Here is a 3,609-nt window from a genome sequence, read left to right as displayed (position 1 = left end):
CCTTGTCGGCGGAGCGTGATGCGCAGTGGCGACGGGTCAGTGAGGCAGCGTTCCTAACGGATGCAGAGAAGCGGTCGTTGTTGGGTTTGCCTGCCCTGGAGATGGGTGATGGAGCGTAATGTTGTTGAATTGGATGGTAAGCCGCGTCGTGATGCGCCACCGCCGGTGTCCGACTTCTGGTTTGCGCAGGTCGATGTGCGCCTTGGCCGGATCGAGATCATGGTCACCCGGCTGGAATGGCAGATATGGATGATTGTTTGTGGCTGTGCGGGGCTGCTGGTTTTTGAAATTGTGAAAATCCTGAGTGGAGCACCGTCATGAATTTGGAACATAAGTTTTGTGCGCTTGGCACCGAGGTGACGGTGACGGATGGCACGATCATCAACGGCTATGCGTCACTGTTCGGCAAGTCCGATCAGGGTGGCGATACGGTCGAGAAGGGGGCTTATGGGGCCTCTCTTGCCAAGGGGCGTAGTGTGAAGATGTTGTGGCAACATGACCCCGCCCAGCCGATCGGCGTTTGGGATGAGGTCTGTGAGGATGCCAAGGGTCTTTGGGTCAAGGGCCGACTGCTGACGGATGTCGCCAAGGGACGCGAGGCGGCGTCGCTGATAGTGGCTGGGGCGATTGATGGCCTGTCTATCGGCTATCGCACCGTGAAGGCTCGCAAGGACGACAAAGGCGGTCGCCTTTTGTCTGAACTGGAACTTTGGGAGGTGTCTCTGGTCACGTTCCCGATGCTTCCCGATGCGCGCGTGGGTGCCAAGGGCGAAGACCCTGCCGCGGCTGCGATGCGCGAAATGGCTGCGGCATTCGAGGGTGCGCGCCGGATGATGGCGCGGGACTAGGCCCGCCCGAGCAAAAAATCAAAGGAAAACCGATGACGAATACCGAGAGCGATTCTCGGGCCGGAGAAGATGTGTCTCCTGCCCAGTCTCTGAATGCCGCGATTGCCGGGTTCATGAACGATTTCAAAGATTTTTCCCACGGCATTAATGCCAAACTTCAAAAACAGGATGACCGGATGAACAAGCTGGACCGAAAGACGATGATTACTGCACGCACGGCGCTTAGCTCTGCGCCATCCCAGGATGCGCCACACCAGAAGGCCTTTGCGGCCTATCTGCGCTCTGGCGACGATGATGGACTGCGCGGCCTTGAGTTGGAAGGCAAGGCGATGGGGACGGCGGTGGCCGCCGATGGCGGATATCTGGTCGATCCGCAGACGGCCGATACGATCCAGAACACGTTGTCTTCGACCGCGTCGATCCGCTCGGTTGCCAGTGTCGTGAATGTGGATGCCACATCTTATGATGTCTTGGTGGATCACTCGGAAATGGGTGCAGGCTGGGCCACGGAAAGCAGTGCTGTCGCAGAAACCGATACGCCCAAGATCGAACGGATTTCCATTCCGCTGCATGAGCTGTCGGCGCTGCCCAAAGCATCGCAGCGTTTGCTGGATGACAGTGCCTTTGACATCGAAGGCTGGCTGGCGGGCCGGATTGCGGACAAGTTCGCCCGCGCCGAGGCGATGGCATTCATCAACGGTGACGGCATCGACAAGCCTACAGGTCTGCTGACCTATCCAACGGTCGACAGCATCCTGTGGACTTGGGGTAACCTTGGCTATGTTCCGTCCGAAACGGCGGGTGGCATCACGCGTGCCGATCCGATCATCGATCTGGTTTATTCCTTGGGTGCCGAATACCGGGCCAATGCGACCTTTGTGATGAACTCCAAGACGGCGGGTCACATCCGCAAGCTCAAGGATAATGACGGGCGCTTCGTCTGGGTCGATGGTCTGGCAATGGGTGAGCCTGCGCGCTTGCTGGGATACCGTGTGCTAATTGCCGAAGACATGCCCGATATCGCCGACAATGCGATGGCAGTGGCCTTTGGCGATTTTCGCGCGGGATATACCGTCGCCGAACGCCCTGATCTGCGTGTGCTGCGTGATCCGTTCTCGGCAAAGCCGCATGTGCTGTTCTATGCCACCAAGCGCGTTGGCGGTGCAGTGAGCGATTTTGCCGCGATCAAGCTGCTCAAGTTCGCAACCAGCTAGGGCTGAGTTGTGAATCGGGTGCTGCGCGTGATGCGCGGCATCCCGTCCCGGGCGCACATCATGACAATCCTCGCATTGTCTAGGGTCAGGACTCATAGCCAATAGATAACGATTGCCGCAAGCGCGATGGCGGAGAGAAAGACCTTCGGGCAGCGATCATATCGTGTTGCGACCCGGCGCCAGTCTTTGAGTCTGCCGAACATGATCTCGATGCGGTTGCGGCTTTTGTAGCGACGTTTGTCGTATTTCACGCTCACCTTGCGCTGTTTTCGACCGGGGATGCACGCCCGTATGCCCTTGTCTTTTAACCCTTCTCTGAACCAGTCAGCGTCATAGCCACGATCTCCGAGCAGCCATTCGACCTGCGGCAAGCCTTTGAGCAATGCCCGTGCGCCAATGTAATCGCTGACCTGACCAGCGGTGACGAAGAGGTCGAGCGGGCGGCCTTTGCTGTCGCAGATGGCGTGCAGCTTGGTGTTCATCCCGCCCTTGGTGCGCCCTATCAGGCGTCCCCGTTGGTCATTGAACCCCCCTTTTTTACGCCCATGCTGGTCGCTGTCCGGTGAGCCTTGAGATAGGTTGCGTCGATCATCACGGTCTTTTTCTCGCCGTGCTCGGCGGCCAGACCGACCATGATCCTGGCAAAGATGCCTTTATCACTCCATCGCTTCCATCGATTGTAAAGTGTCTTGTGAGGCCCATATTCCCGAGGGGCATCGCGCCACCGCAAGCCATTGCGATTGATGAAAATAATCCCGCTCAACACACGCCGGTCATCCACCCTTGGCTTGCCGTGAGACTTCGGGAAATAGGGCGCCAGACGCGCCATCTGCGCATCGGTCAGCCAGAAAAGATCAGACATATCACCGCTCCGTTTTCGCCCGGTGAATCACGCTCAGGAGCTGAATTCAATGGGTCCTGACCCTAGAATGCGGGCCGCCGCCTTCTTGATGCCCCTGCAAATGAACAGGATGCCGCTTTGATATCGGGTGCGGATGATGCATTGCTCGACCGGACTTATACATTGCTGACAACCCTTGATGCGCAATACTCAAATTCTGCTGAAATCCTGTCGCGGGATATTATGTTCATTCAGATTTCCGGGCGGATGACCGCGCTCAATCAGGGAATGGCGCGCAAGGCCTGTCAGCTTTGGTCCGGTGAGACGGGTTCAGCGATCGCAGCCGATCTGACGCAGTCCATGCAGGACTACGAAGGCAGTCTCAAGGCGCTCACCGATGGTTTGCCCGCAATGGGCATTCTGCCACCACAGACACCGGGCATCGCGGACAAGCTGGCCGAGATCGGCGGCGTCTGGGCGCAGAACCGGCCACTTCTGGCATTGGTCGCCGCAGGCGAGGAAATATCGGATCAACAGCATTTTGACCTCTATTTCCAGTTGATAGACGAAAGGGTGGTGCTGCTTGATCTGGTCTATCTTTATCAGGACCATTCAAAAGTGGCACATTAGGGACGCAAAGCCCTTGTCTTGCTGCGGTTTAGGGGTTGAACCAAGCGGTACTCTCGCTTAAACGCCGCGACAGACA

At 57.7% G+C, this 3,609-nt stretch carries 5 protein-coding genes; 4 read left to right on the top strand and 1 reads right to left on the bottom strand.

Going from position 1 to position 3,609, the window contains the following annotated elements; translation table 11 throughout:
• The first annotated feature begins 108 nt into the window (after positions 1–108).
• Genes R6T97_RS08275 through R6T97_RS08265 form a run of 3 tightly spaced genes read left to right on the top strand, consistent with a single transcriptional unit; the run spans position 109 to position 2,062 of the window.
• On the top strand, positions 109–321 hold the full coding sequence (locus tag R6T97_RS08275; protein WP_410348814.1) for a hypothetical protein: 213 nt from the start codon (positions 109–111) through the stop codon (positions 319–321).
• Positions 318–848 carry an HK97 family phage prohead protease gene (locus R6T97_RS08270; protein ID WP_410348813.1) on the top strand — a complete coding sequence of 177 codons (531 nt, stop codon included), beginning with the start codon at positions 318–320 and terminating at the stop codon, positions 846–848. The genes R6T97_RS08275 and R6T97_RS08270 overlap by 4 nt, the downstream gene beginning before the upstream one ends.
• 32 nt (positions 849–880) lie before the next feature.
• A complete protein-coding gene (locus tag R6T97_RS08265) occupies positions 881–2,062 on the top strand; it encodes a phage major capsid protein (RefSeq protein ID WP_410348812.1) in 1,182 nt (393 codons plus the stop codon).
• A 92-nt stretch (positions 2,063–2,154) separates the two neighbouring features.
• Here R6T97_RS08265 and R6T97_RS08260 read toward each other — a convergent pair.
• A protein-coding gene (locus R6T97_RS08260; protein WP_410348811.1) for an IS5 family transposase occupies positions 2,155–2,924 on the bottom strand; the annotation gives its coding sequence in 2 pieces (ribosomal slippage) (positions 2,155–2,588 and positions 2,588–2,924; 771 coding nt in all).
• A gap of 117 nt (positions 2,925–3,041) precedes the next feature.
• On the opposite strand from R6T97_RS08260, the gene R6T97_RS08255 reads away from it, so the two are divergent.
• Complete coding sequence (locus tag R6T97_RS08255; RefSeq protein WP_410348810.1) at positions 3,042–3,533, top strand: type IV pili methyl-accepting chemotaxis transducer N-terminal domain-containing protein; 492 nt, start codon at positions 3,042–3,044, stop codon at positions 3,531–3,533.
• Positions 3,534–3,609 lie beyond the last annotated feature (76 nt).

The sequence above is a fragment of the Yoonia sp. genome, from assembly GCF_046498525.1.
Lineage (GTDB): Bacteria > Pseudomonadota > Alphaproteobacteria > Rhodobacterales > Rhodobacteraceae > Yoonia.
Note: the sequence above shows the minus strand (reverse complement) of the source record. Positions and strands in the feature narration are given on the sequence as shown.

Coding starts and splice junctions, on each gene's coding strand:
- R6T97_RS08275 (WP_410348814.1), top strand. CDS start 109: ATGGAGCGTAATGTTGTTGAATTGGATGGTAAGCCGCGTCGTGATGCG.
- R6T97_RS08270 (WP_410348813.1), top strand. CDS start 318: ATGAATTTGGAACATAAGTTTTGTGCGCTTGGCACCGAGGTGACGGTG.
- R6T97_RS08265 (WP_410348812.1), top strand. CDS start 881: ATGACGAATACCGAGAGCGATTCTCGGGCCGGAGAAGATGTGTCTCCT.